The organism is Enterobacter sp. BNK-14 (genome assembly GCF_047456095.1).
In the GTDB taxonomy this organism is placed as follows: domain Bacteria; phylum Pseudomonadota; class Gammaproteobacteria; order Enterobacterales; family Enterobacteriaceae; genus Enterobacter; species Enterobacter kobei.
In genome coordinates this window covers 44,447-70,377 of sequence record NZ_CP179897.1, presented here as the reverse complement: position 1 = coordinate 70,377, position 25,931 = coordinate 44,447, and the positions used below count along the sequence as shown (strand labels likewise).

The window sequence follows — 25,931 nt, the reverse complement described above, 5'->3', positions numbered from 1 at the left end:
GCAGAAACAGGGGCGCGATAATGAATGACACTATTGCGCCCCTGGTATGATATTGGGAATACTGGTTAACCATGATGGTGAGTCAGATAGTCTCGCAACCGGTTTCCAGGGGTATTCTTCTCCACCATCCTGTGAATCAAGGCCACCAGCTCAAAATCACTGCGCAGGTTGAATTTTTGCATCAGCAAATATTTATGGGTAAAAATAGTTTTATCACTTGTTTTAAGCTTATTCGCGATCTGCCCTACCGATAATCCTCTATAAAAATTCACCATAACGCGAATTTGCTGTGGCGATAATATTTTATGCTGGCATTCGCTGCAGCTTCTCTTCCTCCAGTGAAAGCTTGAGAGCTGTGTGCGGTACCATGCGATAAACAGCGCCTCGGTGATCCTGTCCAGCGAAGCGCGGCGGGAGATAAAAATCATATCCTGAAAACAGGACGGATATGTAGAGAAACGGTGTTCATCATCCACCAGCCCAACCACAATTCCTTTTTTCCGCGCCTGTAATTCGGGATAACAGGTCAGGGTTTCCCCCTGACATAAAGAGAGAAAAATAATATCGGCGGCACTGACATTTTCATGAGAAAGTTCGCCGTCAAAGTGAAGCAGATGTTTGAAATTATGAAAGAAGAAATCCTCAAGAAAACACTGCAATCCCGCTCTGAAAAATGCGTCGGTCTCTTTAATCACAATATTCAGCATATCAGTTGTACTGCATCGTCATGACCACGACGGCACTGATGCTCCCCGGCGTCGCACCGCCGGTGAAGGATCTGACCGATGCCAGCATGGCTATCGTTGCCGTTCTGTCTGCTGAAACAGGTTGAGTGAGGCTTGCACCCGTTCCTTTCAGCACGCCTGTCGCGGCCTCACTCATCGCAATCGCAACGTGCGTGGCCGAACCGCTGTTCATGTAATAATCCTCTCCCGCATCCGGATCGGGAGTGCCGGTAAAGGAGACCGCCACGCTGCGCGTCCCCGTCGGGCACTGGGTAAATAACAGGTTAAAGGGCATAGGATCGGATGAAGATCCCGGCGTAGCCATATTTGATGCCTGTATATTGCCAAGATTAATATTCAGACTGGCATTCCCTCCATTAAATATACACGGAGCTGCAATAATATTGCCGGTAACGCTGACATTAACGCTGTCCGCCGCAAAGATATTGCTGCTTATTACTGTGGCGGCGAGCGCGGCCGTGCGCAAAATATTCATCGCTTTATCCATCACTGATACGTCAAATTTAAGGTCGCAGAGGCATTGGCCGTGCCGGGCTCAACCGTCGTTTTTGTCTGGTAATAACGCGCCGTTAACGGAAATGTCTGCTGACCGCCCGCGGCAACGGTTAACGGCAGGCGCGTATTTAACGCCAGCGGCGTGCCGTTATAGAGCAACTGAACGCCAACCCCTTTCGCCGTGCCGGTATTCCCTTGCCCCGTAAGTGCCAGCACGCTCGTCGTCGCAACGTCCGGGTTCTGAATACCGCTGATCGAAACATTCACGTTGGCGCCAGGATCGCAGTTAAGTCCAAGATTTTGCGTATTCCGGGCGCCCGCCGGTGTGGTGCCCACCGTCGAGCCAAACGTCGCCGCAGAAATATCGCCGATAGGGAACGTCAGCTGCGGGGTGGTGATGCTGCAGGCCAGCACGTTAACCGTTCCCCCCAGCAGCGTGGTCGTCAGAGCATCACGGTAAATGCCATCGCTCCCCTGCAGCATCACCACGCCCAGTACTCCCGGCGTGAGTGAACCTGACGCGACCGGTCCGGTCACGATAAGTTCTATTTTACCGCCCCACCATTCGACATAGCTGGCCTGCGCGGTATAGGAAAAGGTATTGGTCGGATTTTCAAAATATCCCCCAGATGAAAAACGAATACCAATTCCACTTACGTTTGTGTCATAGACGTGATTTCCGAAAGCGCTCTGGGTTGCATTCAGATATCGCATGCTAAATCCCAGCATTACCGGACTCGTGCATCCCGTTAAATAGGCGCTGGTGATTGACGCATTACGCGAAAATAAAACGGTACCAACGGCCACATCGCGCTGCACCGTAATGGTGCCGATGGACAACGTAGATTCCTGGGGCGTAATCGTCGTGCAGGTGCCTGCATGGGCACTGCTCCAGCCTGCTGCGATACACAGCAGACATATCATCGTAATTAAGCGCATTTTAAAAAACCCTAAAGACAATTGACGTTGAGTTCGGTAATTCCGCCTGCCGATGATGGCGGAGGGAGGACGAACGGTGCGCGGCATTGCCGGTCGCTTTCCGTCCCCCAGGTCACAACGACCGTTCCCCGTGCATCCAGACCGGTGAGATAGACCTGTCCTTTATCGCCAACAATAACGCTGCTGTTATCCACACCGTTCAGGCTCGCCATTGCCCCGAAGGGAACAAATTGGCCGTTATGCGTTAAATTAAACAACACACGGCGCCCCACCTTCGCCTGATAATCAGCCACCACGATCGCGCCACGCGTCGGGGTCACTGTGCGGGTATTAATCTCCAGCTCAACATCATCCGGCATACTTTCCGGAGCAAGGGCGATCTCATTTTTACGGTAAACGGAGAGATTACTGACCACCGTATAGCCCCGGTAATCCGTTTTGACCCCCGCCTGATTACGGATATCAACATCGTGCGCACCCGGGGCGCTAACCAGCACATTGGTCTCACCGAGAGGCTGTGAGAAGGTGATCCCTTCCCGGTGAGCGAGAACGCCTCCCTGCAGGCCATAGTTAAGGCGCTCGCTGTTTTTGTCATAGCTGTAGCCCGCCGTCAGTTCAGCGTAGGTTCCTTTATAATCACCATTCAGGTTGCCCGTGTAGCCCACGCCATCCGACCCGTACCCCTGCTGCACGTTCCAGTTCAGCGCATGGTTTTCCAGCGCCACCCCGTTCAGACCGATGTTGTGTGTGGTGCCGTTATGCTGACTGGCGCTCACGCCATAGTTAGCCCAGGTTTGCGGCAAAAATTTCTCAAGGGGAATACTGACGTTGAAAGCCAGGAGCCGATCGCTGTCGTATCGTTTATTACCATCATAAGAACCCGCACTGCCGTTTTTACTGTAAGTCCAGGTCAGTCCGTAACTGATGTTGTGCCAGTAGTTGTTGTAACCCAGGCTGTGTGACGCCATCGTTTTACCCGAATTCCAGTAGTCTTCACGGGCCGCGCTCAGGGTCAGCGAACCCAGATTGTTGCCCAACGTCTGGCTCATCGTCAGTTCGGCCCGGTTGCGACGCCGGTCCTGAAGCGCAGTGCTGTCACCCCAGGAATCGAGGATCTCCTGCATGCCGTAGTAACCGCGGGTCGAGTAGCGGTAGCCTGCAATCGAAAACTGGGTCCCGGTCCCCACAAAGTTCTTGCTGTAACGCGCGCGCCAGGATTGCCCGTTGGATTTTTTGCCGTCCTGCGGGGTGGACCAGGCCTGGGTCACGTCCGCAGAAATCGCACCCAAATCGCCCATGTTTTTCCCGAGCCCGGCTGCGACAGACTGGTATTTGCTCGACGCCTGCAACCCACCGTAGAGCGTGACGCCCCGCGAAAGACCATAGATCCCGGTGATTTGCCCAAACGGCGTCTTATCAACGTTATGGTTATAAGAGCGGTACTGGCCCCCGGTCAGCGCATATTTCAGGCGCCCCTCGCGTTGTAATACCGGCAAAGAGGCATACGGTAGAGTGAAATGTTGCTCACTGCCGTCAGCTTCCTTAATGGTGACATCCAGATCGCCCGCGCCGCCCGTGGGGTACATATCCGTAATTTCAAATGCACCAGGCGCAACATAGGTCTGATAAATCTGATAGCCATTTTGCCGCACCACCACCTGGGCATTGGTCCGCGCGATACCGCGAACTACGGGTGCATAGCCTTTCAGCGAATCCGGCAGCATGTCGTCGTCGGAAGCCAGTTGTCCGCCGCGAAACGGCATACTGTCGAACACGTCTGCGGGCGCGGCGCTATCGCCCAGGGTGAGCTGTGCGTTGAGCGGGATAATGGCCCGCTGTGCGTAGGTGTAGACGGTATCCCACGTGTCCTGGCCCGTCTCATCCCGCGACCAGGTGGTGTAGTTGCGCAGCCGCCACGGCCCAACGTTAATGCCCGGGCGTAAGTTGGCATATTGACTGTTACTGTTCTTAATGCCGGCCTGTTTTGCCCGGCTGTTCGCCCCGCTCAGGCTGTAGTTGAGCATCGCGGCGGTGATCCCTTCATCCCATTGTTCCGGGGAAACATACCCTCGTGCAGGCAGATCGATCGCGGCCTGAGGAATACTGATGACCAGCCGCTGCGCGCCGAACTGAAAATCGGTACTGGCATGCGGGATTGCCTGCAGGTTGACACAGGATGTCGTTTCGCTCGTCAGGCCGGGGAACAGTGCGGTTTTGACGCCCCAGCTTTTTAGCTGTGCAATACTCAGACAAGGCAGCAGGCTGTCATTTCCCTTCTCATCGTTTACTGCAATAAAATCAATATCGCCCGTCTCAATAAGCTGGTCGTCAAGAATGATATCAACATGGTATTTCCCTGGTGCCTGCGAACCGGATTCAAACGCAGATAAATCGGCTTTTGCCATCCCGGGATTATCCAGCTCCACCAGCTCGGCGTTAAAGGTTTCCCGGGCATGCGCCACAGATACAGCATGCGTCAGCGCGAAGGTGATATAAACAGCCAGACGCGCGGGTTGCATTTTTATATTTTTCGTTGCCATCATCATAAACCTGACCCACTAATGAGAGCGCCCGTTTTTCAACTATTAAAAACTGGCCTGGTGTCTTATTCCCGGGCTGCCATAATCGTTAATCACGCTGAACTGGATCTGATTGCCAGAAATGCCGGGCGGTAAGCTAAATGCAGCCACTGCGCCCGGCGCCACCCATGAGGCCTCCTCCAGTTTTTTACCCCCGACGTTTATGTCATTAAAGTTAATGACATAGGGTGTAGGATTAGAGACCTGGATTTTATTTCCGCTGCGGGACCAGGTTAATTTATTTACCTGTTCCTCCGGCGTTGACGCCTTCAGCTTTTCCGGACGATAAATAAGCTTGATGCGTGTCTTCACGGCAATCTGCAATGAATTAACCTGTTTCGTGGCTGACGGTATCGCTTTAATGTTCAGCCAGAACAGACTTTCCTTATCTTGCGGCAACGAGCCGGTAATCAAAATACGTTCAATATTCTGCTGACCACCGTTAAGCCTGTAGAGCGGTGGGGTGATGATAAAAGGCGCTTTATTAGCATTACCTTCTGGCATCTCAATCCAGGACTGGATTAAGTAAGGGGCTTCATCCGCATTATTGATGCTGATGGAGGCCTCTTTTTTTCCACCATCAAAAATAACGCGGGTACCGCCAATAATAACCCCGGCAGAAGCCTGTGACAGCGACGCCATAATAACAGCCGCGCTCAGCAGGGCTTTGCTAATAACATTCATTTTGAACCTCTTGATACAAGGGGGCAATGACTGCCCCCAGACAACACCTTGCGGAGCGGACTTTTTGCTGCTGAGTAATTAGTTATAAACAACAGAGAAGTTAGCGACGGAGTTTGCAGGACCGGATGTTACCGCTGCCGCCGTTGAAATATACTGCGCATAGAAATCCAACGTATTGTCAGCACTGCTGCTTAACGAATAGCTGTAGCTATTGCTGCTATGCAGCGGCAGGTCAGCTTTATCAGCAGTCATCAAATTGATGGCAACCCCGGTTGCGGCACCGGCGACGGACGTATCAATCGCCAGCAGATCCGTATTGGTCATATCGGGCGTGCCGTCAAAACGGACTTTGGCACTGGTCACGGTTACCGGACAATTCTTCAGAATAATATTGAATTTCGTTGCCGCCGTTCTTGAACCGGTGGTTGGAAATTCTGTTTTATAATAATCACCTAATACCACCACCTGGTTTTGAGAGGCCACCGCAACATCGCAGGCTGAATCCAGGATGTTGCCATTAAAGTTTACGGTGCCCGCAGCCGCAAAGGCATTGCCCATCATTAAGGCGGAACCTGCCGCTACCATTGCTAAAATAATATTCTTTTTCATAATCATCATGTTCCTGTTTACTGGATAACTTTATTTATTATTGAAATTCACGTAGCAGAAAGCCGATAAAAGAACCAGTTAACATTCTTTTATTTCCCAATCGATGGCATAAGGTCTTTCTGACTGACTGGATAAAATTTATATAATCATTTTCCTGAAAACAACTTTTTGATGGTCTAGCTGTAGACTGTGATTTAACGAAAAAACAACATTTATCACCGCAGAAAATTATCGAATAGTGAGCGAGTCTAATTGTAGACCCGACACACTTTCTCCTGTGATTCAGAACGTTAGACTCCTGAGATCCCCCGGTCTACTTTTAGACCTGCGGGGAATATTCCCTGAGTTCTTCATTTTTAAGATAATTCCCTTCGCAGATCAAAAATTGATCATACAAAGCGTCGCTGTGAGGTATCTTATGAATACGCGTTTAACCACCCAACTGAATAATCACCAGTCCTCAGTTCTGGATTTAAAACCGTTCGCCCATATAGACACGCTGATTAAACATGTTTTGCCTGTGGCCAACAGAATGATCATCGGCCGTGGCGAAACGGTACATTATTATAAAGATGATATTCGGCAATGCTTTCTGCTTCTCCAGGGGAGCGTGGCGCTTCATCGGCGCGGCGACGGCATTGTTTTAAACTCTGAATCTACCCCTTTTATTCTCGGTGTCAGCAGTCAGTTTTCCTCTGAGCACCTGTATGTCCGGGCGCTGGAGACCGCAGAGATCGCCCGCGTGCCGCTGGAGAGCTTCAATCAAATTGTGTCGCAACATAATTTATGGGAGCACTTTTCTAAGCTGCTTATTTATACCGCCTCGCGGGTCTACGAACATTGCGCGCAAATATCGCAAATGTCGGCCTACGATATTATCCGCTTCCAGCTTGTAGAACTGATGCAGGAACCCGACGCAATCCGGTTAAATACGACGGCGGCAGCCTACATCAAAAGCCGGACCTATCTTTCGCGCAGCGGAATTATGCGTATCCTCTCGGAACTGCGCACCGGGAAGTACATCACCATGGAGCGTGGCGTGTTGCTCGACATTCATCATCTGCCACGAAAATATTGACCGCCACCGTGCCGCCAGAGACGATAGACGCTATACTTAGCCAGGTTTATTTAAAGGTTAGCAGCGACCATGTCCCTTCCAGAAACGCCTCAACGTGGCTCCCCCTACGCGCAAGAGCTTATTTCTCACTTACTGCCTGATTGTACGACACGACAAACCGCTCGCGGCGAACGGCTTGACCTTCAGATCGATGGTCAGGGAATGTGCTATTTAATTCTTGAGGGGACGGTCGCTATCTACAGAAGAAGCGACGATATGATGCTCTCCACGGCCCGCAGCCCCGCCCTCTTCGGCCTCGCTAATCTGACCGACATTTATTTTAATGACTACCTCAAGACCGTAAGCCCTTGCCTGATAGGCACGCTCACCGCCGAGCGGGTTAATGACATCATCAAAGAAAAGTCCTTGTGGGGGCTGCTTTCAAAACAGCTCATGTTTGTTTATAGCCGTCTTTATAACAACGTGATGCCTCAGGGGGCACCGACGGCGTATGAGATGATTCGCCAGCAGCTCATAAAGCTGATGGAGGAAGATGAGAGCTATCGCGGCAGCGTGACGGCGGAAAGGTATATCAGGGAGAAAACCCAGCTCTCCCGAAGCGGGGTCATGCGCATTCTGGCCGATTTAAAAACCGGCGGGTTTATCGAAATGGAAGAAGGCCGTCTCCTTAAAATCAACAAACTTCCTGCCAGATACTGAATGTCAGGCACAAAAAAGGCCGCAATTGCGGCCTTTTCAACAACACTCACTCAATGGACGTGAACGCCCAACCGCCAGGCAAAGTAGATCTCTTCTTTCAGTTCATTCGAAGAGAGCGCCAGCAAATCTGTAAATTCCAGCTCAAGCTGTTTCAGCTTTTTCAGGTACTGCGCCGGAGACAGGTTGCTCTTATCGCGACGTAAATATTCAATTGCCAGCTGTGTTGGGGTTATTTCAGTATCCATGATGTCCTCGCTTATGTACAAATCCTGACCAGTATATCACAACCTGCTGGCTAGTTTTTGACCAAAGGCAATTCATCTGAAAACTTTACACGACCGCCGTCGTCAGACGCGACGAGCAGCAGAGGCGATCCTGCTCATCGAGGATATCAATCTGCCACACCTGGTGACGGCTGCCGGCATGGAGCGCGCGGCAAATACCCCGTACGCGTCCGCTGCGCACTGAGCGAATGTGGTTGGCATTCACCTCAAGCCCGACCACCTTTTGCTCACCTTCGGTGCAGAGATACCCTGCAACCGAGCCCAGCGTTTCGGCCAGCACGACGGACGCACCGCCGTGCAATAAACCAAACGGCTGATGAGTCCGATGATCGACAGGCATTGTGGCCTCAATATCATCGTCGCCAATGCGGGTAAACTGGATATCCAGCAGCCCCACCATATTCCCCTCGCCCATGGCATTCAGCGCCTGCAGCGTGACGGCACGTTTCCAGATCATCCAATTATCTCCAGTAAAGCCTGTAATGGGTGGCGTACGCCGTTACCTTCTACCCGTTTCACCTGGCTGCGGCAGGAGTAGCCCGTCGCCAGACAGCGGTTTCGCGGCAAACGCTGCATGGCCTGGTGCCAGGACAGCTCATAGATGCCGAGCGAGTTGGCGTGGTTTTTCACTTCATGACCGTAAGTACCGGCCATCCCACAGCAGCCCACGTTAACGCTCTCCAGCTTCGCCCCGAACCGGGCAAAAATGGATGCCCACTGCGCCGGGGCGCCGGGCAGCGCCGTCACTTCCGTGCAGTGGCCGAACAGATACCACGGTTCACCGCTGACATCCTGAACCGCGCGCGCTTCCAGGGCTGACGGCAGCCACTCATGCACCAGCATGACGTGGAATTCGCCGCGCTTATCACCCAGCGTCTGTTTATATTCATCGCGATAGCAAAGCACCAGCGCCGGATCGACGCCGACCATGGGTATACCCAGTTGCGCCACACGGTTTAAGAAGTCAGCGGTTTTCCGCGCGGTCTTCGCAAAACGCGTCAGGAAGCCTTTAATGTGCTGCGCCTTGCCGTTGGGCGAGAACGGCAGAACCACGGGCTGATACCCCAGTTTTTCGGTCAGGCGGATGAAGTCCGCGACCACCTGGGCGTCGTAGTAGCTGGTGAACGGATCCTGCACCACCAGCACGACATTCGCTTTTTGCTCGGGGGTGAGCGCCTCAAGCTGTTCCAGGGTCATGTTTGCCGAGCGATGCCCGACAAGCTGGCGCTGCAGAGATGGCACCGACAGCAGCGGCAGATCGACCATACCGATATGCTTTTCGGAGAGCTTGCGCACCAGCGGCTGGTTGATAAAGAAGTTAAAGGTCTTAGGCGCGCGCGCCATCAGCGGTGCGTAACTTTCCACGGTTGCCACCAGATGGTCTCGCACCGGGCGCAGATAGCGCGTGTGGTAGAGCTGCAGGAAGCGCGAGCGGAACTCGGGCACATCGATCTTAATCGGGCATTGCGTCGAGCAGGCTTTACAGGCCAGACAGCCGGACATCGCCTCTTTCACCTCATGGGAGAAATCATACTCGCCCTTACTGGCATGCCAGCTATTGCGGGTGCGCTCAATCAGCGAGCGCAGGCTGGTCCGTTTTTCCGGTATCTGCTGCTCCAGCCTGAGCGGATCAACGCCGCGATCGGCCAGCAGGCGCAGCCATTCGCGCACCAGGGTCGCCCGCCCTTTCGGAGAATGGATACGGTTGCTGGTGATTTTCATCGACGGACACATCGGGCTTTTCACATCGAAGTTAAAGCACAGGCCATTGCCGTTGCACTCCAACGCGCCGCGCCAGGAGGCTCGTACCGCAATTGGGATCTGCCTGTCGTAAGTCCCGCGCTTGACGGCATCAACCTGGCGCATTGGCGCATCCACGCCTTCAGGCGGGCAGATCTTTCCGGGATTGAGGCGGTTATGCGGGTCGAAGGCCGCTTTGACTTTGCGTAATTCCGCATAGAGCTGTTCGCCGAAGAAGGCCGGGCTGTATTCCGCGCGGAACCCTTTCCCGTGCTCCCCCCACAGCAGACCGCCATATTTGGCGGTCAAGGCCACCACATCGTCAGAGATCTGCTTCATCAGGATCTCCTGCTGCGGGTCGCACATGTCCAGCGCCGGGCGCACGTGCAGCACCCCGGCATCGACGTGGCCGAACATGCCGTAGCTCAGGCCGTGGCTGTCCAGCAACGCGCGAAACTCAACGATATAATCCGCCAGATGCTCAGGCGGCACGCAGGTGTCTTCGGCAAACGGAATCGGCTTCGCTGCGCCTTTTGCATTACCGAGCAGGCCCACGGCTTTTTTGCGCATCGCATAGATACGCTCAATACCGGCCAGATCGTTACAGAGCTGCCAGCCAATCACGCCGCCTTCACCCTGCGCAATTAGATCATCCAGACGCTGGCAGAGCGTCGTCACCTGGCTCTCAATCAATTCCGCGTCATCGCCAGCAAACTCCACGATATTGAGACCCAGCATCTCTTTATCCGGCACGTCGGTAATCAGCTCCCGCACGGAGTGCCAGACAATGTCCTCCCGCGCCAGATTCAGCACTTTAGAGTCGACGGTTTCTACCGACAGCGCCTGCGCCTCAACCATAAACGGTGCATTACGCAGCGCGGAGTCGAAGGAGTCATATTTGACGTTCACCAGGCGACGCACCTTCGGTAAACGGGTGATATCCAGCCGTGCCTCAGTGATAAACGCCAGCGTGCCTTCAGAGCCGGTCAACACCCGGGTTAAATCGAACTGCGTCAGATCGTCGTTAAAGACGTGACGCAAGTCGTAGCCCGTTAAGAAGCGGTTCAGTTTGGGGAATTTATCGAGGATCAGCTGGCGGTTGTCACGACAGCGCTCCAGCACCGTGCGATAAACACGCCCGATGGTGGTGTTGTCTTTACCCAGCGTTTCCGCCAGTTCGACCGGCATCGGCTGGGTATCAAGAATATCGCCACCCAGCAGAACCGCACGCACGCCCAGCACGTGATCGGAGGTTTTTCCGTAGACCAGCGACCCCTGACCGGACGCATCGGTATTGATCATGCCCCCAAGGGTCGCACGGTTACTGGTGGAGAGTTCCGGCGCGAAGAAGTAACCGTAAGGCTTGAGATACTGATTTAGCTGATCTTTGATGACGCCCGCTTCAACCCGCACCCATCCCTCTTCAGGATTGATCTCAATGATGCGGTTCATATAGCGCGACATGTCAATAATAATGCCCTGGTTCAGCGCCTGACCATTGGTCCCGGTGCCGCCGCCACGCGGCGTAAAGACCAGAGAGGCGAACCGCTCTTGCGTGGCCAGCCGGGCAATCAGCGCTACGTCGGCGGTTGAACGAGGGAAAACGACGGCATCGGGAAGAAGCTGGTAGATACTGTTATCGGTGGCCATCGTCAGCCTGTCGGCATAGTTCGTGGCGGTATCACCTGTAAAACCCTGTTGCTCCAGTGCCTGCAAAAAATTAAGCACCAGTTGAACGACGCCAGGTGCCTGAGAAATCTGTGGGATCATTACTGTCGACCCTAATTAGAGTAATGTGAAATCGTTTGCGTTGTGTCTGGAAAGTTTTATCACATTTTTTTCTTATGTGCTTCGTAGAATTACGGGCAAAATCCGCCTGTCAAAAACCGCTGAGATCATTAATGATTAGAGAGACGCGGTTTTCCGTTCCCGCCAGCCATACTGGCGTTCTTTTAAGGAAAGTTTTATTTATGGTCAATGTTCGCCAGCCCAGGGATGTTGCGCAAATTTTGCTGTCGGTGCTGTTCCTGGCCCTCATGATTATTGCCTGCTTGTGGATCGTTCAACCCTTTATTCTCGGCTTCGCCTGGGCCGGAACCGTTGTGGTGGCTACCTGGCCTTTGCTGCTGCGTTTGCAGAAACTGCTGTTCGGCCGTCGCGGTCTCGCCGTACTGGTGATGACGCTACTGTTGTTCCTGCTGTTTATTATTCCGATTGCCTTGCTGGTTAATAGCCTGGTGGACTCCAGTGGTCCGGTGATTCGTGCCGTTACCAGTGGCGATTTGACGCTGCCGGATCTCGCCTGGCTGAACAGCATCCCTGTTGTGGGTGCCAAACTCTATAGCGGCTGGCACAGCCTGCTGGAGATGGGCGGCAGCGCGCTGATGGCGAAAGTGCGTCCGTATATTGGCACCACCACCACCTGGTTTGTGGGTCAGGCGGCCCATATTGGTCGCTTTATGATGCACTGTACTCTGATGCTGCTGTTCAGCGCCCTGCTCTACTGGCGCGGTGAGCAGGTGGCGTTAGGCGTACGTCACTTTGCCACCCGACTGGCGGGCAAACGCGGCGATGCCGCCGTGCTGCTGGCGGCACAGGCCGTGCGCGCCGTGGCGCTTGGCGTGGTGGTAACGGCCCTGGTGCAGGCGGTGCTGGGCGGTATCGGCCTGGCGATTTCCGGCGTCCCGTACGCGACCGTCTTTACCGTTGTCATGCTGATGACCTGTCTTGCGCAACTGGGCCCCTTACTGGTGCTGGTTCCCAGCATTATCTGGCTTTACTGGACAGGTGACACCACGTGGGGAACGGTTCTGCTGGTGTGGAGTTGCGTGGTCGGCACCATGGATAACGTGATTCGTCCCATCCTCATCCGCATGGGCGCAGACCTGCCGCTGATTCTGATCCTCTCCGGGGTGATCGGTGGGTTGATTGCCTTCGGAATGATTGGCCTGTTTATTGGCCCGGTACTGCTCGCCGTGACCTGGCGTCTGTTCTCCGCCTGGGTGCATGAAATTCCACCGCCGGAAACTGACCCGGACGTGATTCTGGGCGAACTGGAAGAGCTGGAAGAGAAGAACACGCATTAAGTTTTGTTGCCGGGTGGCGCTAACGCTTACCCGGCCTACATTCTTCCCCATAATACTTAAACGCTGCTAAAGTATTTATTCGTTGTACACTGGTCAGACCCGCCCTTTCAACAGTAAGTCTGCTATAAACCTCAAGAAATCTTTACTTCTCTTTAACTATTGAGACGAATCTGATCGACGCTAAAAGCGCACATGCCTACTATTAGCTCACGGTTATAGATCAACACCTTGATTTATAAGCATGGAAATCCCCTGAGTGAAACAACGAATTGCTGTGTGTAGTCTTTGCCCATCTCCCACGATGGGCTTTTTTTTTAGTAACTTACGGTTCTATGTAGAGCTAAAGTGTGCAAACTGTGTGAACAGAGAAAAGCGCTACCCTCGTTACTCCCTTTAAATATCAATAACCTACACTGTACGCAAATTGTTTCTGATTGTGTGGCAAACACAAAAAGCCACGAAAAATGGAGGCTCCAGAATCTCATTGAACCTCTGTTCTTTCATTGTCTAGAAAGTTCCCTACATTCAAATTCATTAATTTTAGGCATAACAGGACTAAATACAGTGACAATAGTTAAACCATCATTTACCCAGTGAACATAGAGCCTGTTCTGTTCATCAAAGGTAAAGATGCTACTACCATCCTCAGCGGTTCCAGAGTGATAGTAGTGCTTGCCTGCATACCCCATAAATTCCCCCTGCTTGGCAACGCCATTTTCAATAGTGGCTTTTTTCCCGTTCATATCCTTACAGACAAAAGCAGAAGCGTTAGCACCCAAGGAAGCAAGTAGTGTGGCGGCAATAATGAAATGCTTCATCTTAATCCTCAACAACATAAGGAAAGTCTTTGATGAACTTATCAAAGTCAGCACGTAAGCGCATTTTCTGTTTATCAGAGCAGCCCTTATAACTACCTTTGATTATCTGGGCACTAGAAACAAATCCTTTCTCACGTTGCTCTTCATTAGGTATAAATACATCAGCTTCGTAGAAGCTATTGGTATGAGGCTCAAAGGTGAATGTATTAGAGTTACTAGAATCCACAGTGTTAATAATATGAGAGTCAGGCATAGCTCCCAGATAAGTGATTCCCATTAACATTGTATGGTCTACAGGGTTAATTGGCTCATAGAAAAGCTTGCCATTTGTTTTCATGAAAATTTCAGCGGATGTGTTTTTATGCAAATCCTCCTTACTTACACCCTTAGCATTACTTACGGTCCAGTCATTAAAAGTAACGACGCGGCAGAAATCAGAAGCTGTAGCTGCTGTAGACATAGCCATTAATAATACCAAAATACTCTTATTCATTTCCATCCCCTGCGAATGCCATTAAATAAACTGTAAACCCTGCTCATGCGTTTTATTATTAACAGGGCTACAAGAGTGCTTAGTTTGATTAGATTGTCTCTGTAGTCTTTCAGCGTTTCCCGCATGGATTGGAAAGGAGCAGCAAGCGCTTCAAGTTCCATGAGTCGAATTGTTAACGCTGCTGCTATGGGCGTGGCTAACCCCTGCGTTTTGGTATGCAATACGATTTCAATCATTCTCTTATCGTAACGCTTCTTCCAAAAGTAGCCTTTCTTGTCTGTGTGCATTAAGTGTGCAAACTGTGCGCTCATCACTAAACCCCGAGGTTTCTAAGGATTCATTGTAAGCACCGCCATTACAGACTTCTTAGCTTTGGATGTTGCCCTTAAAGTGGGCAAGTGTCCTTTTTGCCCATCTCCCACGATGGGCTTTTTTTTATCCTGACTACGCGCGTGTCACTTCACAGGTACTGAGCATCCGCCATTCAGCGGGCACAACCCGCGTCTCCCCGGTGACGTTGACCGTCACGACCTCACGGATGTCCGCCGACGATGCGCCAATCTGCAGTTCAAACTCACCCGGCTCAACAATGCGCTTGCCATCACGACGGGTGAAGTTAAACATCTCCACCGGCAGCGTAAAGGTCAGCGTGGCGGTCTCCCCCGGCGAGAGCGTGACGCGCTGGAAGGCCTTCAGCTCCTGGAGCGGTCGTACCTGCGTGGCGACCTTATCCCTGACGTAAACCTGCACCACTTCGCTGCCGCTGCGTTCGCCGTTATTGGTGACATCCAGACTGATGACCACCTCGCCGTCGACTGGCACGCTCGATGCCGCTACCTTCGCGGCTCCCCAGCTAAACTGCGTCCAGCCGAGACCGAAACCAAACGGATAACGTGCACCGAAGTGGAACGCGAACGGCGTCCCGCCGCTTTTCAGCTTGTGATTGTAGTAGTACGGCATCGCGCCGGCGCTTTTCGGCACGCTCACCACCAGGCGCCCCTGCGGCTCGGCGCGACCGGTTAGCACGTCCGCAATCGCCCATCCCCCTTCCTGTCCCGGCGCCCAGGCCATCATCAGCGCCGCGACCTTGTCTTCCAGACCCTGCAGGTTGTAGGGACGCCCGCCGGTCATGACAACGATGACCGGTTTTCCGGTTGCCACCAGCGCGTCCAGTAGCTGTTGCTGCACGCCGGGCAGGTTTAGCGAGTCGGTATCGGAGCCTTCCCCTACCGTGCCGCTCTGGAACAGCCCGGCGAGGTCGCCGACGCAGGCCACCACCACATCACTCTGCTGCGCAGCGTTTACCGCCTCGGGGATCAAGGCGGTGCTCTGCGACACCGGTGACTGCTGCATCGGTTTACCGCCGCTGTCGCCAGGGAAGACAGGTGCACCCGCCATGCGTTTTTCGATAATGTGACACCCTTTGGCGTAGCGCACGTTCGCTGCGCCCAGGTAATGTTCCAGCGCCGCGCGCGGAGTCGTCACCTGCGAAGTCTCCTCCACCATATCGCTGATAATCAGGTGAACCGGGAAACTGTAGCCGCTGAGCAGGGCCAGCGGATCGTCTGCGGTCGGGCCCACCAGCGCCACGCGCGGTTTTCCACCGAGGGGCAAAATGCCGTTGTTTTCCAGAAGCGTGACAGATTGCTTCGCCACGTCCCGCGCGACCTGGCGGGTTGCTTCGTTTTGCAGATCGATCCCGTTTTCGTCGGCATACGGGTGTTCAAACAGTCCCAGGCGGAATTTTTCGGTCAGCACGCGCCCCACGATTTCATCGACTTTGGCCATGGAAATCAGCCCACGCTCAACGGCCTCTGCGAGGTGTCGTGCGCAGTCATCTTTCGGCAGTTCAACATCAAGCCCGGCGTTAAATGCCAGTGCGGCCGATTCCGCCTCATCGTGGGAAATGCCATGGTGCTGATGCAGCAGGCTGACGCCGCCATAATCCGCGACAATGATGCCGTCGAAACCCCACTGCTCACGCAACACGGTGGTCAACAGGAAGCTGTCACTGTGTCCCGGCTGATTATCAATGTCATGATAGGCGGGCATCACCGAACCGGCATTGGCCAGCTTGACCGCCATTTCAAACGGCAGCAGGAAGGTGTCGTTCAGCTCGCTAAAGCCCAGGTGGACCGGAGCATGGTTGCGCGCCCCTTCGCTGAACGAGTGACCCACGTAATGCTTAAGCGTCGCCAGCAGATCGCGCTTGTCGCTCTGCAACCCTTTGACGTATGCCGTCGCCATCACCCCCACCAGCCACGGATCTTCCCCGAAGGTCTCTTCGGTGCGGCCCCAGCGCACGTCGCGGGAAACGTCCAGTACCGGGGCCAGCCCCTGCTGGCAGCCCACAGAGCGCGCCTCTTTGCCAATCTGCTCTGCTGCACGCTGCACAAGTTCAGGGTTCCAGGTGGAACCGTAATTCAGCGAGGACGGGAACAGCGTTGCGTCTTTGCACAGCAGTCCTACCAGGCACTCCTCGTGGAACAGCGCCGGAATGCCGAGACGGGTCTCTTCCATCATCATACGTTGCAGGCGGTTCGCCGCGCGCACGCCGGTTTTTGCGTCAACAATATGGGTGCCCAGCGGGCGGGTGATCTGCCCGACGCCCAGTTTTAGCCGTTCCCCGAGCGACGCCTGCTCGCTCACACCGGCGAATTCGTCGCTCAGATCGCTTCGCTCGCGGTGGTTACCGTTTTCGTCGAGGATCAGCCAGTAGGCATGCATCTGGGCGAACTTCTCTTCCGGGGTCATACGCGCCAGTAAATCGGCGACGCGCTCGTGCACGGGACGTCCCGCGTCCTTATAGATAGCTGTCATGTTTTACTCCTGTAGTGCGGAAGGGGTTGCCGGGCTGAGCTGCTCCGCTTCGGGTCTGACCTCACGTTTGCTGGCCAGCTCACGGGCGATGGAATCCACCAGCCGGCTGTTAAGCTTGTAGATGGAAAGTAGCGCCACCATGCAGAGGAACAGCGCGCATGGGATAAGGGTGAAAAGCGCGTTAATGGTCGACAGCACGTGCGGCGTCTGGGCTGCCTGGCCCGGCGCATAATCCACCATGCCCAGTACCCAGCCCACCACCGCCCCGCCGAGCGCCAGGCCAAATTTGATGGCAAACAGCGCGGTGGAGAAGACCAGCCCGTCCAGGCGACGGCCGCTGCGATGCTCTTCGTAGTCGACCACATCAGAGAACATGGTCCACTGGAGCGGCGTGGTGAGGTTTTGAATAAAGCTAAAGACAATGTTAAGGCCGAAGATCAGCCAGACCTGCGAAGGCGGCAGGAAGAAAATCAGCGCGCCGAAAATGACGAAGGAAATAATCGTCCACTGGTAAGCACGAACGCGGTCAAATTTACCCAGCAGCCGTTCAGATAATAATGCGCCGCTTAAGGAGGCCACCATTCCGGAAACAATAAAGGCAAATACCAAATCCGGGCGCAACAGCACGTAGTTCACGTAATACATCGTGGCGGAGCCGCGCGTTACCACCGCGGTCAGCAGCAAAATATTAAACAGGAACACAATACGCCACTGGCTGTTGCGGCCCAGCAGTTTTAAATCGGTGAGCATGGAGCCGGAGGTATCATTGCGCGGAGAATACCGCTCGCGGGTCATCAGGAAGCAGCAGAAGAACAGCACAATGCCCAGCAGCCCCATCAGGCTCATGGCATAGAAATAGCCTTTCTGCACGTTGCCCTGGCCCAGCAGTGAGACCAGCGGCAAGGCGATAACCGTCACAATCAACCCGCCAATAAATGACAGACCAAAGCGCCATGACTGCAGGGAGTGACGCTCGCGCGGGTCCAGCGTGAGTGCGCCCGGCATGGCGCAGTAAGGCACGTTAATCGCGGAGTAAATCAGGCTCAGGATAGCGTAGGTCAGGCAGGCATAAACGATTTTAGCCGTCGGCCCGACGTCCGGTACATAGAAGGTGATAAGGCAGCTCACGCCAAAAGGAATGGCAAACCACAGCAGCCAGGGACGGAAACGACCATGACGCGTCTGGGTGCGGTCAACCAGTGCGCCAATGCACGGGTCGACAAACGCATCAACCACGCGCACCACTAAAAACATGGTTCCCATAATGGCCGCGGGTAAACCAAAAACATCCGTATAGAAGTAAGCAAGAAATAACGTTGCCGTTTGCCAGACCAGCGCGCTGGCCATATCACCTAAGCCATAACCTATTTTATCTTTGGTACGCAATACAGAGGAAAGTGTCATTGTTATTTGCCTTTTTATCAGGTTAAAACGTATTTCAACCAGTTGCGCATCTTCTGAAGAGAAATGCGCAGTAAGGCTCAAGTATTAGCAACGCTTTGCGCGCTAACAATTGTCTAAATTAACAGACAAATTATGATATTTGGTTTTTTACTTTATTTGTGATGGGGAGCAAATATGAAATGAAATAAAAAAGGCGAGGAATAATATCCTCGCCTTTTCGGGTCATGCTGGCGTTACTTGTTCAGTTCCGCCAGGCTCAGCCAGGTTTGCACCACGGTGTCCGGGTTCAGGGACAGGCTATCAATCCCCTCCTCCATCAGCCAGGCGGCAAAGTCTTCATGGTCAGAAGGACCCTGACCACAAATCCCGACGTATTTACCCTGTTTCTTCGCCGCACGGATGGACATGGAGAGCAGCGCTTTCACCGCCTCGTTACGCTCATCGAACAGCTCAGAGACCACGCCGGAGTCACGGTCCAGACCCAGCGTCAGCTGCGTCATGTCGTTCGAGCCGATAGAGAAGCCGTCAAAGTGCTCGAGGAACTGCTCGGCCAGCAGGGCGTTGGACGGGATCTCACACATCATGATGATCTTCAGTCCGTTTTCACCGCGCTTGAGCCCCTGACGCGCCAGCTCGTCCACTACCGCTTTCGCCTGATCCACCGTACGCACGAACGGGATCATGATTTCGACGTTGGTCAGCCCCATGTCGTTGCGCACGCGTTTCACCGCTTCACACTCCAGCGCGAAGCAGTCGCGGAAGCTGTCGGACACGTAGCGTCCGGCGCCGCGGAAGCCCAGCATTGGGTTCTCTTCTTCCGGCTCGTAGCGCTCACCGCCGACCAGGTTAGCGTATTCGTTTGACTTAAAGTCAGACAGACGGACGATCACGCGTTTCGGGTAGAACGCCGCGCCCAGCGTGGCGATCCCTTCGGTCAGACGGCCAACGTAGAACTCTTTCGGCGAGTCGTAGCCTTTCATCATCTCGCGGATTTCGTTCTGCAGTTTCGCGTCCTGGTCGTCAAACTCCAGCAGCGCACGCGGGTGCACGCCGATCATGCGGTTGATGATAAATTCCAGACGCGCCAGGCCAACGCCTTCGTTCGGCAGGCAGGCGAAGTCAAACGCACGGTCCGGGTTACCGACGTTCATCATAATTTTCAGCGGCAGATCCGGCATGGTATCCACGCTGGAGCTTTTCACGCTGAAGTCGAGGATATCGGCATACACGTAGCCCGTATCGCCTTCGGCACAGGAGACGGTTACGTTCTGTCCGTCCTTCATGCGTTCGGTTGCGTCACCGCAGCCGACAACCGCAGGAATACCCAGTTCGCGGGCAATGATCGCCGCATGGCAGGTACGGCCGCCACGGTTGGTGACGATGGCCGCCGCTTTCTTCATGATCGGTTCCCAGTCCGGGTCGGTCATGTCGGTCACCAGTACGTCGCCTGGCTCAATACGGTTCATCTCGCTGATGTCGTGGATCACTTTTACCGGACCGGCACCGATGCGGTGACCAATCGCGCGACCTTCCGCCACAATTTTGCCCTGGGCGTGCAGCGTATAACGCTCCATCACCTGACCGCGAGAACGGACGGTCTCCGGACGCGCCTGGACGATAAACAGCTTGCCGGTGTTCCCGTCTTTCGCCCATTCGATATCCATCGGACGGCCGTAGTGTTTTTCAATCTGCACCGCCTGCTTCGCCAGTTCCTGCACTTCGGCGTCGGTCAGGGAGAAGCGGTCGCGCTGCTCCTGCGGCACATCTTCAATCTTAACCTGCTTGCCATGCTCCTGGGTTGGAGCATAGATCATGCGGATTTTTTTCGAGCCCATGGTGCGGCGCACCACCGCCGGGCGACCCGCGGCAAGCATAGGCTTGTGTACATAAAATTCGTCAGGGTTCACCGCGCCCTGCACCACCATCTCACCCAGACCCCATGCAGAGGTGATGAACACCACCTGGTCGAAACCCGATTCGGTATCGATGGAGAACATCACGCCGGATGAGCCTACGTCTGAACGCACCATGCGCTGGACGCCAGCGGAGAGCGCGACGCCGCGATGGTCGTAGCCCTGGTGCACGCGATAGGAGATGGCGCGGTCGTTGAACAGGGAAGCAAATACGTGCTTCACGGCCACCAGCACCGCATCATAGCCCTGAACGTTCAGGAAGGTTTCCTGCTGCCCGGCGAACGACGCGTCCGGCATGTCTTCTGCGGTTGCGGAAGAACGCACGGCAAAAGATGCCTGCGCATCGTCAGCGGAGAGCTGGTTGTAAGCATCGTGAATGGCTTTTTCCAGTTCCGGCTGGAAAGGTGTGTCGATGATCCACTGGCGGATCTGCGCCCCGGCTTTAGCAAGCTCGGTCACATCATCAATATCCGTTTTATCCAGCAGGTCGTAAATGCGCTGGTTTACACCGCTCTGGTCTAAAAACAGGTTAAACGCATCGGCGGTTGTGGCAAACCCGTTTGGTACGGAAACACCCATACCGGACAGATTTGTAATCATTTCACCCAGGGAGGCATTTTTGCCCCCAACTCTGTCTACATCATTCATGCCGAGTTGGTTATACCAAAGCACCAGCGGTGACGAGCCATTGTTGGACATCGAAACAATCCTTTTGTGATATTTGATCGGAGTAAGTAACACCTGACTACGTATTTATACTGGCATATTTATTTGCGCTAAAAAAACGGTGAATCGTGTAAGCAATTTAAATTTTCAACTTTTCGGATAGTTTCCCACCAGCGATTAACCCGATGATTCCTCTATATTCAGCCGTTAACCACAAAAATAAAGTCGCTATTTGAAAAATGAAATCCACTTTTCAGGAAAATCAAAAACAGTGTTTCATTCATAATTAGGATAAGTTCTTTGCTGTGTAAATTACTTTTTTAATTTATGCTTTCAGACAATTACGTATGATATTCAGGGTGGGTAAAATGGATAATGCTGTCGATCGTCACGTTTTTTATATTTCTGATGGTACGGCGATCACCGCCGAGGTGCTGGGCCACGCGGTCATGTCGCAGTTCCCCGTATCGATTAACAGCATCACGCTGCCGTTCGTGGAAAATGAGAGCCGCGCCAAAGCGGTGAAGGACCAGATCGACGCCATCTACCAGCAGACCGGCGTCCGTCCGCTGGTGTTCTACTCCATCGTTATCCCCGAAATTCGCCACATCATTTTGCAAAGCGAGGGCTTCTGCCAGGATATCGTCCAGGCGCTGGTGGCCCCGCTCCAGAGCGAGCTGAAGCTTGACCCGACGCCTATCGCCCACCGTACCCATGGGCTGAACCCTGGCAACCTGACCAAATACGATGCGCGTATTGCCGCCATCGACTACACCCTGGCGCATGATGATGGTATTTCTCTGCGCAATCTCGACCAGGCACAGGTGATTTTACTTGGCGTGTCGCGTTGCGGTAAAACGCCGACCAGCCTCTATCTGGCGATGCAGTTCGGCATTCGCGCCGCCAACTACCCCTTTATTGCCGACGACATGGATAACCTGGTGCTGCCTGCTGCGCTCAAGCCGCTGCAGCACAAACTGTTCGGACTAACGATTAACCCGGAGCGTCTGGCCGCGATCCGCGAAGAGCGCCGCGAGAACAGCCGCTACGCCTCCATGCGCCAGTGCCGCATGGAGGTCTCCGAAGTGGAAGCGCTGTACCGCAAAAACCAGATCCCGTGGCTGAACAGCACTAACTATTCGGTAGAAGAGATCGCCACCAAAATTCTCGACATCATGGGACTTAATCGTCGCATGTACTAATATGCTAGTACATTAACTCAGATTCGGGTATCATCCTCTGCAACAACGGGGCGGTATCGCCCCGAACTTGAAATCAGCAGGGATTGGTTTAATGTGATGCCCATCACTTCCCGGTAGTCTGCCGATGAAGCAAAAATTTTCTGAGACAAATCATGAATAAAACCGACGAACTCCGCACGGCGCGCATTGACAGCCTGGTCACTCCGGCTGAACTGGCTCAGCGGCACCCCGTTTCCGCCGCGGTTGCGGAACATGTTACGGCCTCCCGCCGACGTATTGAAAAAATCCTGAACGGTGAAGACAAGCGTCTTCTGGTCGTGATTGGCCCTTGCTCTATCCACGATTTGGATGCAGCACTGGATTATGCCAAACGCCTTCAGGGACTGCGGGATAAGTATCAGCATCGCCTTGAAATTGTGATGCGCACCTACTTTGAAAAACCGCGTACCGTGGTGGGCTGGAAAGGGCTGATTTCCGATCCCGATCTCAACGGCAGCTATCGTGTGAATCACGGTATCGAACTGGCACGCAAGCTGCTGCTCCAGGTCAACGAGCTGGGCGTCCCGACGGCGACTGAATTTCTCGATATGGTGACCGGGCAATTTATTGCCGATTTGATCAGCTGGGGCGCGATCGGCGCACGCACCACTGAAAGCCAGATCCACCGCGAGATGGCCTCCGCCCTCTCCTGTCCGGTCGGCTTTAAAAACGGGACCGATGGCAACACCCGTATCGCTGTTGACGCGATCCGCGCCTCGCGTGCCAGCCACATGTTCCTGTCGCCGGATAAAAGTGGTCATATGACTATCTACCAGACCAGCGGTAACCCTTACGGGCACATCATTATGCGTGGCGGGAAGAAACCCAATTACCATGCCGACGATATCGCCGCCGCGTGCGAAACACTGGCCGAATTCGATCTGCCGGAACATCTGGTGGTGGACTTTAGCCACGGTAACTGCCAGAAGCAGCACCGCCGCCAGCTGGACGTTTGCGATGAAATTTGCCAGCAGATCCGCAGCGGTTCAACCGCCATCGCGGGTATTATGGCCGAAAGCTTTATCAAGGAAGGCACGCAGAAAATCGTTGCCGGACAGCAGATGGTGTACGGCCAGTCAATCACCGATCCGTGCCTGAGCTGGGAAGACAGCGAACTGCTGCTGGAAAAGCTGGCGTCTGCGATAGATACGCGCTTCTGACCCCCGCCGGGTGGCGCTGCGCTTACCCGGCCTACGGTTCGTGCCCTTCTCCCTCTCCCTGTGGGAGAGGGTCGGGGTGAGGGCATCAGACCGCACCTTCCCCCAAAATTTGATCCCGTCACATTATTTTCACAAAAACGCTTGCCGTGAAATTGCAGTTTATTGATAATGATTATCATTGTTACATTGATTGTTATTTATAAACATTATGTCACCTACGGATAACCGCGCGGCAACGCCAGCAAAAACACACACAGCGCCCGCCCCTGCCTCCACCGATCGTCGCATCGACAGCAAAAGCCTGCTGGGTGATGAGGGGCGGGTGATTATCGAGCATGCCGGCCAGCACTACCTGCTGCGCCAGACGAATGCCGGAAAATTGATCCTCACAAAATAAACCAAAACATTCGCCAGCCACCCAGGTGATCCCCAGGCAGCCAGCGCTTTCGATTCTTTATGGAGAGTTGCTATGCCACACCTGCATACCGCATGTTTACGCCCGTCACTTCTGGCGCTGGCGATTGTCAGTATCCTGCCGGGCGTCGCGTTTGCTGCCGCAGATGAAATAACCGTCACCGCGACCGGCAACGCCCGTAGCGCCTTCGAAGCCCCAATGATGGTGAGCGTGATTGACGCCGCTGCCCCGGAAAAACAGACCGCCAGCTCTGCCGCCGATCTGCTGCGTAACGTGCCAGGCCTGACGCTGGACGGCACCGGCCGCACCAACGGTCAGGACGTTAATCTGCGCGGTTATGACCGACGCGGCGTGCTGGTGCTGGTTGACGGCGTGCGTCAGGGTACCGACACCGGACACCTCAACAGCACGTTCCTCGACCCGGCGCTGATAAAACGTATCGAAGTTGTGCGCGGTCCGTCGGCGCTGCTCTACGGCAGCGGTGCGCTGGGTGGCGTGATTTCCTATGACACCGTTGACGCCAGCGATCTCCTGGAACCGGGCAAAAACAGCGGTTACCGCGTGTTTGGTACCGGTGCGACGGGCGATCATAGCCTCGGGATGGGGGCCAGCGCCTATGGCCGCACCGATACGCTTGACGGTCTGGTGTCATGGTCCAGCCGTGACCGCGGCGATATCCGCCAGAGCGACGGCAAGCGTGCCCCAAACGACGAATCCATTAATAACATGTTGGCGAAAGGCAGCTGGAAAATCGACCCGGCTCAGACGTTAAGCGGCTCCCTGCGCTACTACAACAACGCCGCGCAGGAGCCGAAAAACCCGCAAACCCCCGATGCCACCAGCAGCAACCCCATCACCGACCGCTCCACCATCCAACGTGATGCACAGCTGGGTTACCGTCTGGCGCCGGAAGGGAACGACTGGCTGAACGCCGATGCAAAAGTTTACTGGTCAGAGGCGCGCATAAATGCCCAGAACATCGACAGCACCGGTGAGTTCCGCAAGCAGACTACCAAAGGCGGCAAAGTAGAAAACCGTACCCGCCTGTTCGGCGACACCTTTGCCTCTCACCTTTTGACCTACGGCGGGGAATATTATCGTCAGGAACAACGTCCGGGTGGCACCACCACCGGCTTCCCGGAGGCGAAAATCGACTTTAGCTCCGGCTGGCTGCAGGATGAAATCACCCTGCGCGATCTGCCCGTGACCCTGCTGGGCGGCACGCGCTATGACAACTATCGGGGTAGCAGCGAGGGCTACGACGACGTGGATGCCGACAAGTGGTCCTCCCGCGCCGGGTTAACCGTCAGCCCTACCGACTGGCTGATGCTGTTTGGCTCTTACGCTCAGGCCTTCCGCGCCCCGACCATGGGCGAGATGTATAACGACGCCAAACACTTTTCCATCGGCAGTTTCTACACTAACTACTGGGTGCCTAACCCGAACCTGCGCCCGGAAACCAACGAAACGCAGGAGTTTGGTTTTGGCCTGCGCTTTGACGACCTGATGCTCGCCAACGACGGGCTGGAGTTCAAGGCCAGCTATTTCGATACCAAAGCCAAAGATTACATCTCCACCACCGTCAATTTTGCCGCGGCGACCACCATGTCGTACAACGTTCCGAACGCCAAAATCTGGGGCTGGGACGTGATGGCAAAATACTCGGCCGACCTGTTTAACCTCGATCTGGCCTATAACCGCACGCGCGGAAAAGATACCGATACCGGCGAGTACATCTCCAGCATCAACCCGGACACCGTCACCAGCAGGCTGGATATTCCGGTGGCGCAAAGCGGCTTCTCCGTGGGCTGGATCGGCACCTTTGTCGATCGTTCAACCCATGTCAGCAGCAGTTACAGCAAACAGCCGGGCTATGCGGTCAACGACATCTACATCAGCTATAAGGGCCAGGAGCAGCTCAAGGGCATCACCACCACGCTGGTGCTGGGTAACGCCTTCGACAAGGAGTACTGGTCTCCTCAGGGTATTCCGCAGGACGGTCGTAACGGCAAGATTTTTGTGAGTTATCAGTGGTAATTCCCCGCGGGGAAACTATTCAGAA

22 protein-coding genes and 1 other RNA gene are annotated in these 25,931 nt (G+C 54.3%); 8 read left to right on the top strand and 15 right to left on the bottom strand.

The window, feature by feature from the left end:
- Positions 1–65: 65 nt before the first annotated feature.
- The 6 genes from ACMGGM_RS00360 to ACMGGM_RS00335 all read right to left on the bottom strand — a co-directional run bounded on the left by ACMGGM_RS00360 (position 66) and on the right by ACMGGM_RS00335 (position 6,052).
- Positions 66–707 (bottom strand): helix-turn-helix transcriptional regulator, encoded by a 642-nt coding sequence (locus ACMGGM_RS00360; RefSeq protein ID WP_047027218.1) that lies wholly within the window; start codon positions 705–707, stop codon positions 66–68.
- 1 nt (position 708) lies between these two features.
- Positions 709–1,221: a fimbrial protein gene (locus tag ACMGGM_RS00355; protein WP_063614089.1), complete on the bottom strand. Its 513-nt coding sequence runs from the start codon at positions 1,219–1,221 to the stop codon at positions 709–711.
- A gap of 11 nt (positions 1,222–1,232) precedes the next feature.
- Entirely contained in the window at positions 1,233–2,180 is a 948-nt protein-coding gene (locus tag ACMGGM_RS00350) for a fimbrial protein (RefSeq protein WP_023332795.1), read from the bottom strand.
- 11 nt (positions 2,181–2,191) lie between these two features.
- The gene (locus ACMGGM_RS00345; protein ID WP_063613968.1) at positions 2,192–4,720 is read right to left on the bottom strand and encodes a fimbria/pilus outer membrane usher protein; all 2,529 of its coding nucleotides are present in this window, start codon (positions 4,718–4,720) and stop codon (positions 2,192–2,194) included.
- Positions 4,721–4,765: 45 nt separating this feature from the next.
- Positions 4,766–5,443 (bottom strand): molecular chaperone, encoded by a 678-nt coding sequence (locus tag ACMGGM_RS00340; protein WP_050861847.1) that lies wholly within the window; start codon positions 5,441–5,443, stop codon positions 4,766–4,768.
- Between the two features lie 78 nt (positions 5,444–5,521).
- On the bottom strand, positions 5,522–6,052 hold the full coding sequence (locus tag ACMGGM_RS00335) for a fimbrial protein (RefSeq protein WP_032629202.1): 531 nt from the start codon (positions 6,050–6,052) through the stop codon (positions 5,522–5,524).
- A 418-nt stretch (positions 6,053–6,470) separates the two neighbouring features.
- Here ACMGGM_RS00335 and ACMGGM_RS00330 point away from each other — a divergent pair, with 418 nt between their 5' ends.
- Together ACMGGM_RS00330 and ACMGGM_RS00325 are read left to right on the top strand one after the other, a co-directional pair.
- On the top strand, positions 6,471–7,130 hold the full coding sequence (locus ACMGGM_RS00330; RefSeq protein ID WP_014883518.1) for a helix-turn-helix domain-containing protein: 660 nt from the start codon (positions 6,471–6,473) through the stop codon (positions 7,128–7,130).
- 69 nt (positions 7,131–7,199) lie between these two features.
- Positions 7,200–7,829, top strand: a complete 630-nt coding sequence (locus ACMGGM_RS00325; RefSeq protein WP_023332791.1) for a helix-turn-helix domain-containing protein — start codon at positions 7,200–7,202, stop codon at positions 7,827–7,829.
- Between the two features lie 50 nt (positions 7,830–7,879).
- On the opposite strand, the gene ACMGGM_RS00320 is transcribed toward ACMGGM_RS00325, so the two are convergent.
- The 3 genes from ACMGGM_RS00320 to ACMGGM_RS00310 all read right to left on the bottom strand — a co-directional run bounded on the left by ACMGGM_RS00320 (position 7,880) and on the right by ACMGGM_RS00310 (position 11,623).
- Positions 7,880–8,074 carry a YdiH family protein gene (locus ACMGGM_RS00320; RefSeq protein WP_003857766.1) on the bottom strand — a complete coding sequence of 65 codons (195 nt, stop codon included), beginning with the start codon at positions 8,072–8,074 and terminating at the stop codon, positions 7,880–7,882.
- 85 nt (positions 8,075–8,159) lie between these two features.
- Positions 8,160–8,570, bottom strand: a complete 411-nt coding sequence (gene menI, locus ACMGGM_RS00315) for a 1,4-dihydroxy-2-naphthoyl-CoA hydrolase (protein WP_014883516.1) — start codon at positions 8,568–8,570, stop codon at positions 8,160–8,162.
- Positions 8,567–11,623: an FAD-binding and (Fe-S)-binding domain-containing protein gene (locus tag ACMGGM_RS00310; protein ID WP_045135076.1), complete on the bottom strand. Its 3,057-nt coding sequence runs from the start codon at positions 11,621–11,623 to the stop codon at positions 8,567–8,569. Before ACMGGM_RS00310 ends, menI begins: the two co-directional genes overlap by 4 nt.
- Before the next feature lie 200 nt (positions 11,624–11,823).
- Here ACMGGM_RS00310 and ydiK point away from each other — a divergent pair, with 200 nt between their 5' ends.
- Complete coding sequence (gene ydiK / locus ACMGGM_RS00305) at positions 11,824–12,939, top strand: AI-2E family transporter YdiK (protein WP_014883514.1); 1,116 nt, start codon at positions 11,824–11,826, stop codon at positions 12,937–12,939.
- A gap of 209 nt (positions 12,940–13,148) precedes the next feature.
- Positions 13,149–13,256: antisense sRNA RprA (rprA, locus tag ACMGGM_RS00300), an RNA gene on the top strand.
- Between the two features lie 183 nt (positions 13,257–13,439).
- Here rprA and ACMGGM_RS00295 read toward each other — a convergent pair.
- From ACMGGM_RS00295 to ppsA, 6 genes are all read right to left on the bottom strand, one after another.
- Positions 13,440–13,757: a hypothetical protein gene (locus ACMGGM_RS00295; RefSeq protein ID WP_045135075.1), complete on the bottom strand. Its 318-nt coding sequence runs from the start codon at positions 13,755–13,757 to the stop codon at positions 13,440–13,442.
- Position 13,758: 1 nt separating this feature from the next.
- Positions 13,759–14,250, bottom strand: coding sequence for a hypothetical protein (locus ACMGGM_RS00290; protein WP_045135074.1), 492 nt, complete (start codon positions 14,248–14,250; stop codon positions 13,759–13,761).
- Positions 14,247–14,561 carry a hypothetical protein gene (locus ACMGGM_RS00285; RefSeq protein ID WP_052951914.1) on the bottom strand — a complete coding sequence of 105 codons (315 nt, stop codon included), beginning with the start codon at positions 14,559–14,561 and terminating at the stop codon, positions 14,247–14,249. The genes ACMGGM_RS00290 and ACMGGM_RS00285 overlap by 4 nt, the downstream gene beginning before the upstream one ends.
- Before the next feature lie 133 nt (positions 14,562–14,694).
- On the bottom strand, positions 14,695–17,070 hold the full coding sequence (locus tag ACMGGM_RS00280; protein ID WP_045135073.1) for a glycoside hydrolase family 3 N-terminal domain-containing protein: 2,376 nt from the start codon (positions 17,068–17,070) through the stop codon (positions 14,695–14,697).
- Positions 17,071–17,073: 3 nt separating this feature from the next.
- The gene (locus ACMGGM_RS00275; RefSeq protein ID WP_063943040.1) at positions 17,074–18,474 is read right to left on the bottom strand and encodes an MFS transporter; all 1,401 of its coding nucleotides are present in this window, start codon (positions 18,472–18,474) and stop codon (positions 17,074–17,076) included.
- A 233-nt stretch (positions 18,475–18,707) separates the two neighbouring features.
- Positions 18,708–21,086: a phosphoenolpyruvate synthase gene (gene ppsA / locus ACMGGM_RS00270; RefSeq protein ID WP_063667373.1), complete on the bottom strand. Its 2,379-nt coding sequence runs from the start codon at positions 21,084–21,086 to the stop codon at positions 18,708–18,710.
- 335 nt (positions 21,087–21,421) lie between these two features.
- Between ppsA and ppsR the strand changes: the two genes are divergently transcribed.
- The 4 genes from ppsR (at position 21,422) to ACMGGM_RS00250 (ending at position 25,906) form a co-directional block, all read left to right on the top strand.
- Positions 21,422–22,255 (top strand): posphoenolpyruvate synthetase regulatory kinase/phosphorylase PpsR, encoded by an 834-nt coding sequence (gene ppsR, locus ACMGGM_RS00265; RefSeq protein ID WP_014883510.1) that lies wholly within the window; start codon positions 21,422–21,424, stop codon positions 22,253–22,255.
- A gap of 152 nt (positions 22,256–22,407) precedes the next feature.
- Positions 22,408–23,454 (top strand): 3-deoxy-7-phosphoheptulonate synthase AroH, encoded by a 1,047-nt coding sequence (gene aroH, locus ACMGGM_RS00260; RefSeq protein WP_014883509.1) that lies wholly within the window; start codon positions 22,408–22,410, stop codon positions 23,452–23,454.
- A gap of 208 nt (positions 23,455–23,662) precedes the next feature.
- Complete coding sequence (gene hemP, locus ACMGGM_RS00255) at positions 23,663–23,851, top strand: hemin uptake protein HemP (RefSeq protein ID WP_032636863.1); 189 nt, start codon at positions 23,663–23,665, stop codon at positions 23,849–23,851.
- Positions 23,852–23,923: 72 nt separating this feature from the next.
- Positions 23,924–25,906 carry a TonB-dependent hemoglobin/transferrin/lactoferrin family receptor gene (locus ACMGGM_RS00250; protein WP_063667167.1) on the top strand — a complete coding sequence of 661 codons (1,983 nt, stop codon included), beginning with the start codon at positions 23,924–23,926 and terminating at the stop codon, positions 25,904–25,906.
- Positions 25,907–25,931 lie beyond the last annotated feature (25 nt).

Coding starts and splice junctions, on each gene's coding strand:
- ACMGGM_RS00360 (WP_047027218.1), bottom strand. CDS start 707: ATGCTGAATATTGTGATTAAAGAGACCGACGCATTTTTCAGAGCGGGA.
- ACMGGM_RS00355 (WP_063614089.1), bottom strand. CDS start 1,221: ATGAATATTTTGCGCACGGCCGCGCTCGCCGCCACAGTAATAAGCAGC.
- ACMGGM_RS00350 (WP_023332795.1), bottom strand. CDS start 2,180: ATGCGCTTAATTACGATGATATGTCTGCTGTGTATCGCAGCAGGCTGG.
- ACMGGM_RS00345 (WP_063613968.1), bottom strand. CDS start 4,720: ATGGCAACGAAAAATATAAAAATGCAACCCGCGCGTCTGGCTGTTTAT.
- ACMGGM_RS00340 (WP_050861847.1), bottom strand. CDS start 5,443: ATGAATGTTATTAGCAAAGCCCTGCTGAGCGCGGCTGTTATTATGGCG.
- ACMGGM_RS00335 (WP_032629202.1), bottom strand. CDS start 6,052: ATGAAAAAGAATATTATTTTAGCAATGGTAGCGGCAGGTTCCGCCTTA.
- ACMGGM_RS00330 (WP_014883518.1), top strand. CDS start 6,471: ATGAATACGCGTTTAACCACCCAACTGAATAATCACCAGTCCTCAGTT.
- ACMGGM_RS00325 (WP_023332791.1), top strand. CDS start 7,200: ATGTCCCTTCCAGAAACGCCTCAACGTGGCTCCCCCTACGCGCAAGAG.
- ACMGGM_RS00320 (WP_003857766.1), bottom strand. CDS start 8,074: ATGGATACTGAAATAACCCCAACACAGCTGGCAATTGAATATTTACGT.
- menI (WP_014883516.1), bottom strand. CDS start 8,570: ATGATCTGGAAACGTGCCGTCACGCTGCAGGCGCTGAATGCCATGGGC.
- ACMGGM_RS00310 (WP_045135076.1), bottom strand. CDS start 11,623: ATGATCCCACAGATTTCTCAGGCACCTGGCGTCGTTCAACTGGTGCTT.
- ydiK (WP_014883514.1), top strand. CDS start 11,824: ATGGTCAATGTTCGCCAGCCCAGGGATGTTGCGCAAATTTTGCTGTCG.
- ACMGGM_RS00295 (WP_045135075.1), bottom strand. CDS start 13,757: ATGAAGCATTTCATTATTGCCGCCACACTACTTGCTTCCTTGGGTGCT.
- ACMGGM_RS00290 (WP_045135074.1), bottom strand. CDS start 14,250: ATGAATAAGAGTATTTTGGTATTATTAATGGCTATGTCTACAGCAGCT.
- ACMGGM_RS00285 (WP_052951914.1), bottom strand. CDS start 14,561: ATGAGCGCACAGTTTGCACACTTAATGCACACAGACAAGAAAGGCTAC.
- ACMGGM_RS00280 (WP_045135073.1), bottom strand. CDS start 17,070: ATGACAGCTATCTATAAGGACGCGGGACGTCCCGTGCACGAGCGCGTC.
- ACMGGM_RS00275 (WP_063943040.1), bottom strand. CDS start 18,474: ATGACACTTTCCTCTGTATTGCGTACCAAAGATAAAATAGGTTATGGC.
- ppsA (WP_063667373.1), bottom strand. CDS start 21,086: ATGTCCAACAATGGCTCGTCACCGCTGGTGCTTTGGTATAACCAACTC.
- ppsR (WP_014883510.1), top strand. CDS start 21,422: ATGGATAATGCTGTCGATCGTCACGTTTTTTATATTTCTGATGGTACG.
- aroH (WP_014883509.1), top strand. CDS start 22,408: ATGAATAAAACCGACGAACTCCGCACGGCGCGCATTGACAGCCTGGTC.
- hemP (WP_032636863.1), top strand. CDS start 23,663: ATGTCACCTACGGATAACCGCGCGGCAACGCCAGCAAAAACACACACA.
- ACMGGM_RS00250 (WP_063667167.1), top strand. CDS start 23,924: ATGCCACACCTGCATACCGCATGTTTACGCCCGTCACTTCTGGCGCTG.